Raw genomic sequence first — 5,062 nt, forward strand, 5'->3', positions numbered from 1 at the left:
CCCATTGCGTGTCGTTCAGAACGAGCCGATCCAGAACCCCCAAGGCTTCCTCCTAAAAGAAAGCCTTGAATCACGTTCCGTCTGATTTGAGAATCCCAAGAGTCCACACAGCCTAGAGCATGATCCGATCAGGCTGAATCTTCACCTCTCCCGCTTGCGGGAGAGGGAGCGCAGCTTCACCTGGGCTGCCTTTCAACCTGATCGGCGATTGCTCTATTCCTCACGCCGCGCGGATATTGGCGAGGAAGCCGTCGACCTTGCTTCGCAGCATCGCCGCCTGCTTGTTGAGCTCTTCCGCCGAATCCAGCACCTTGCCCGCGGCTGTGCCAGTCTCGCCCGCGGCGCGGGTGACGCCGCCGATATTGCTGGAGACCGCGCTGGTGCCGTGCGCGGCTTGCTGCACGTTGCGGGCGATCTCTTTGGTGGCCGAACCCTGCTGCTCGACCGCCGCCGCGATCACGGTGGTGATCTCGTTGATCCCGCCGATCGTGCCGCCGATGCCTTCGATCGCCTGCACGGCGTCCGTCGTCGCGCCCTGCATCGCAGCGACCTGCGCGGAAATCTCCTCGGTCGCCTTCGCAGTCTGGCTCGCCAGCGATTTGACTTCGCTCGCTACCACGGCAAAGCCGCGCCCGGCCTCGCCGGCGCGCGCCGCCTCGATGGTGGCGTTCAGCGCCAGCAGATTGGTCTGGCTCGCGATATCGCTGATGAGCTTGATCACGTCGCCGATCTTCTGCGCCGCCGCCGAGAGGCCCTGCACCGTCACATTGGTGCGGTTGGCCTCTTCCACCGCCTGCTGGGCGACGCGGGTCGACTCCGCGACCTGGCGTCCGATCTCGGAGACCGAGGATGACAATTCTTCCGTCGCCGCGGCCACGGTCTGCACATTGGCGGAGGCCTGTTCGGCGACGGCGGAAACCGTCGTCGCCTGGCGGCTTGCTTCCGAGGCCGCGCCCGACATGCTGTTCGAGGTCGTGCGCAGACCGGCCGCGGCGCCCGCCAGCGCATCGAGCGAACTGCGGACGCTGTTCTCGAATTCGTCGGCCATCTTGCCGAGCAGGTTGATCCGCTCGGCTTCGGCCTGCTTCTTGATCTCGTCCTGTTCGCCGCGCAGCCGCGCCGCATCGATCATGTTGTTCTTGAACACCTGGACCGACTGCGCCATGGCGCCGACTTCGTCGCGGCGCTCCTGCGCGGGGATCACGGTGTCGGTCGCGCCGTCGGCGATCTTGCGCATGGCGGCGGTCATGCCGGTGATCGGGCCGACGATGCTGCGCCCGATCAGGAAGCACATGCCGGCGACAAGCAGCAGCGCGACAGCGAGGATCGACCCGATCCAGCGCGCCTCCGACCAGAAGATCGCATCGATGTCGTCGAGATAGACGCCACCGGCAATGGCCCAGCCATAGGGTTTGAATTCGGTCGCATAGGAGATCTTCGGCACCGGCTCGCCGCCGGCCACGCGTGTAAAGCGGTACTGCACGAAGCCGCCGCCCTGCGGAGCCATTTCGACCTGCCGGCGGGTGTAGAACACGCCGTCCGCGTCAGCCGTATCCATCAGGTTCTTGCCGTCGACCTTCGGATTCGGATGCGACTCGACGACGCCTTGCTTGCCCAGGGCATAGAAATAGTCGTCCTTGCCGAAGCGCAGCGTGCGCAGCAGCGTCTTGCTTCGTTCGAGTACTTGCGCGTCGGAAAGGCCGGCCTTCTTGGCGGCCTGGTAGTCCTGCTCCACCGTCTGCTTGGCGAGCAGGACCAGGTCCTGCAGCTTGGCCTTGCGATCCTCGAGCAGATTGTTCTTCAGCGCCTGCAGGCCGACAAAGGCCACAGTGACGATGCCGAGCACCGAAATCCCGACCATGATCATCAGCTTGGATGAAATTCTGAGATTGCCGAGCATCGCACACCTTTTCTGGAGCTTCCGGCGGCTTCGGCCGCCGATGGTTCCGAAAGGATTAATGCGAATTGGTGAAATTGCCCCTAATAGGCTACGGCTGCAGGACCTTCCGGCTGCAGTCGATCACCTCTTCAAACACCGCAAATCCGCGTCGAAACGTCACGCCTTTCGCGGCGAGCACAATGCGGGGCCGTAGAGCGCAACGAAGCCGATGAAGGCGATCGCCCAGGCAGCACCGGCCACCGTCAGCAGCGGGATCATATGCGACGGTTCGAGCGAGGCGCAGATGCGCGCGAGCGCGGCAGTGACGATCGCGGCATAGATCACCTGTGTGCCTGCGGAAGCCTGCAGCGCGCGGCCGGTATGGCCGAGGGTGGCGCGGGTCATCACCGCAAGCGTCATCCCGCCGATGGCGCCGCCGGTCCAGGCGTGGATGCCGGCGCCGACCGGAACGAGGTCGATCGCGGCCAGTCCGGTCAGGAGGAAGCCCACCGGTATGAACGCGTAGGCCAGATGCAGGATCAGCACCAGGCGGTCGGACAGGGTCCGGTATCCGGCCCAGCGGGCAAGCCGGATCAGATGGAAGACGCCGGCGGGCAACAGCAGCGCCGCGGTGAGCCAGCCCGACGGCATCGCCACCCAGGCCAGCAGCGCGACGCCGCCGAGTGCGACCGTGATGCTGTCGAAGCGGCCGAACGGTGCCGGCATCTGGCCGGCCGATTGGCGCGCGAGCCAGTTGCGCGTGAAGCTCGGAACGATGCGGCCGCCGATCAGCGTGACCAGCATGATCACCAGCGCGATCGCAAACCGAGTTGAGTAATCGGCGAGCCCGTTGAAATGCGCCTCGATGTGGAAGGCCAGATTGGCGAGCGAGAGCAGCGAAACGATCGCCACGACCGGGAGGTTGCTCCATTTGCGTCCCGCCACGATCTCGCGCGCCGCTGCCATCGCGAGCAGCGTGAGGAACGCGACATCGATCACGGCGGCGGCCGCCCATCCGATCGATGCCGAGAGGAAGATCGCGATCCGGCCGGCGATCCAGGTCGAGACCAGCGTTGCGAGCGAATTGCCTTGCAGCGGCAGTCGTCCGGTCCAGTTCGGCACCGCGGTCAGGAGGAAGCCGCCGATCACGGCGCTGACATAGCCGAACAGCATCTCGTGCACATGCCAGTCGCGCGGCGAGAACGCCGTGGTCAGGGCCAGATGACCTTCATACACCGGCAGCCAGATCAGGATCATCGCGCCGGCATAGGCCGAGCCGAGCAGGAAGAACGGCCGGAAGCCGTAGGAGAGCACGGCCGGGCCCTGATACTGGCGCAATCTTGGGATCGACATGGCTGCCATCCGATCGTTGACTTGTTGCTACTCTCCCGCCTCGGCGTGGGTGTATTGAGCCTTAGCGTTCCGAGACCCTGCGCGATTTGCGTCAGGACAACGTTCCGGAGGAATGTGGGCAACGGCCCTCCGGTTCGGCCCCTAGTTGCCTCGCGGGGCCTCCGGTTCTAGGTTCCGCGCCACTGGTTTCGTACGAAGAGAGCACCATGCCGCCCGTGGACCGATCGGTCGTGGCCGATGTCGCGCTGTTCGCCGGGCTTGGCCCCGCCGAGCTCGACGAAGTACTGCGGGAAGCGCGCTCCGTCCGGTATCCGAAGGACAGCGCGGTTTTTCACCAGGGTGCGGAGGCCGATTCGTTCTTCGTGCTGTTGCACGGCCATCTCCGTGTGGAGAAGACCACGCCGCAGGGACAGCAGATCGTCGTCCGCTACGTCTCGCCGGGCGAGATCTTCGGCGTCGCGCAGGCGCTGGCGCTGAAGCATTATCCGGCGACCGCGGTCGCCGCGGTCGAGAGCATCGCGCTGTGCTGGCCGTCAGCGGCGTGGCCGCGCCTGACCGCGAAATTCCCGAGCCTCGCGGCGAGCGCGCTGCAGACGGTCGGCAGCCGGCTGCAGGATACGCAGGCCCGTGTCATCGAGATGTCGAGCGAGCAGGTCGAGCAGCGCGTTGCGCATGCGTTGCTTCGCCTCGCGAAGCAGGCCGGCCGCAGGATCGAGACCGGCGTCGAGATCGATTTTCCGATCAGCCGCCAGGACGTCGCGGAGATGACCGGCACCACGCTGCATACGGTGAGCCGCATCTTGAGCGCATGGGAGCAGCAGGGCCTCGTCGAAGGTGGCCGCCAGCGCATCGTGCTGCGTGATCCGCACAAATTGTTCGCGCTGGCCGAAGGCCGCATTCCCTCCGCAAGATCCGGCGGCTGACGGACGCGGGGCGCGCGGCTTCGTCGCGACCGCGGAACCGGTGGTTGTATCGCCGACGTTCCACCCGCAATTCGCGGGTTCCGTCTCGCGTCGGTTTGCCATCGTCAACCGGCTGGTGGGCCGGGCAGGTTGAGCGGCCCGCCCGGCATGCCGCTACTCGGCCGGCTTGCTGAGATTCGGTGCGACCAAGGTCGGATCCAATCCGAGCATCCGGGCACGCTCTTTTCGCTCTTCGGCCAGAAGGTCCAGTTCGCGCTCGAGCGAACGGGCCACCGCTTCCTGGGCCGATTTGCGACGTTTGCTATTTTCGTGAAGTCTTGGCGGTTGGGCAGTCACACAAGGTCCCCGTGTCATGAATCTGTCATGGGGTGATCGCATGGACGATTCCGTCACCCCAAATCAAATACTTTTTAGTGGCTAAGTTTGGGCGCCGTCCTAATACCGACAAAGTATTCATGCAGCGAATATCTGTTCGGCACACGCTCGCCCACTCGCCGGATGAGACGAATGAAAAACAGAAGCCCGAATGCTGCCCCCTACATCCTGACCGCGCTGGCGCTCGCCGCCGCGATCTGGACCGCCTTGGGTTCGCCGCACAGCGAACGGCCCGTCACGAAGCAATTGGCCCACAGCAGCATGGTGCCGTGAGCGAGCGCGGCGGCCGCTAATTCCTCACCGCGTAAATTGATGTCCTCAGCACATTGAATTGGGTAGCCGGGCGTCGCCTTAACCACCGCCGTCATTGCGACCCGTTGGCTCGCAATGACGATGTGGGTTGCCTTGGGTGCGACATAACAACCCGACGGGCAAATCAGCAAAAGTCTGTCCAGCCCTCGCGCGAAAAACATTCCGCTTTCGCCGTCGGGCAAATCAGTGATTTAACTCCGCGCGTCTCACCCAAGAGAGG

At 64.7% G+C, this 5,062-nt stretch carries 5 protein-coding genes; 1 reads left to right on the forward strand and 4 read right to left on the reverse strand.

Translation table 11 applies throughout. From position 1 onward, the window contains the following. Nucleotides 1-220 precede the first annotated feature (220 nt). A complete protein-coding gene (locus ACZYOF_RS42055) occupies nucleotides 221-1,900 on the reverse strand; it encodes a methyl-accepting chemotaxis protein (protein WP_463719424.1) in 1,680 nt (559 codons plus the stop codon). Nucleotides 1,901-2,056: 156 nt separating this feature from the next. Continuing rightward, nucleotides 2,057-3,232 (reverse strand): NnrS family protein, encoded by a 1,176-nt coding sequence (locus tag ACZYOF_RS42060; RefSeq protein ID WP_463719425.1) that lies wholly within the window; start codon nucleotides 3,230-3,232, stop codon nucleotides 2,057-2,059. Between the two features lie 206 nt (nucleotides 3,233-3,438). On the opposite strand from ACZYOF_RS42060, the gene ACZYOF_RS42065 reads away from it, so the two are divergent. Further along, nucleotides 3,439-4,155: a Crp/Fnr family transcriptional regulator gene (locus ACZYOF_RS42065; protein ID WP_463719426.1), complete on the forward strand. Its 717-nt coding sequence runs from the start codon at nucleotides 3,439-3,441 to the stop codon at nucleotides 4,153-4,155. Between the two features lie 153 nt (nucleotides 4,156-4,308). Here the strand turns inward: ACZYOF_RS42065 and ACZYOF_RS42070 are convergent, their stop codons facing one another. Both ACZYOF_RS42070 and ACZYOF_RS42075 read right to left on the reverse strand, forming a co-directional pair. Beyond that, on the reverse strand, nucleotides 4,309-4,491 hold the full coding sequence (locus ACZYOF_RS42070; RefSeq protein WP_463719427.1) for a hypothetical protein: 183 nt from the start codon (nucleotides 4,489-4,491) through the stop codon (nucleotides 4,309-4,311). A gap of 200 nt (nucleotides 4,492-4,691) precedes the next feature. Further along, nucleotides 4,692-5,024 (reverse strand): hypothetical protein, encoded by a 333-nt coding sequence (locus ACZYOF_RS42075; RefSeq protein WP_463719428.1) that lies wholly within the window; start codon nucleotides 5,022-5,024, stop codon nucleotides 4,692-4,694. Between the last annotated feature and the right edge of the window lie 38 nt (nucleotides 5,025-5,062).

This window comes from Bradyrhizobium sp. LeoA1Lang, assembly GCF_055413685.1.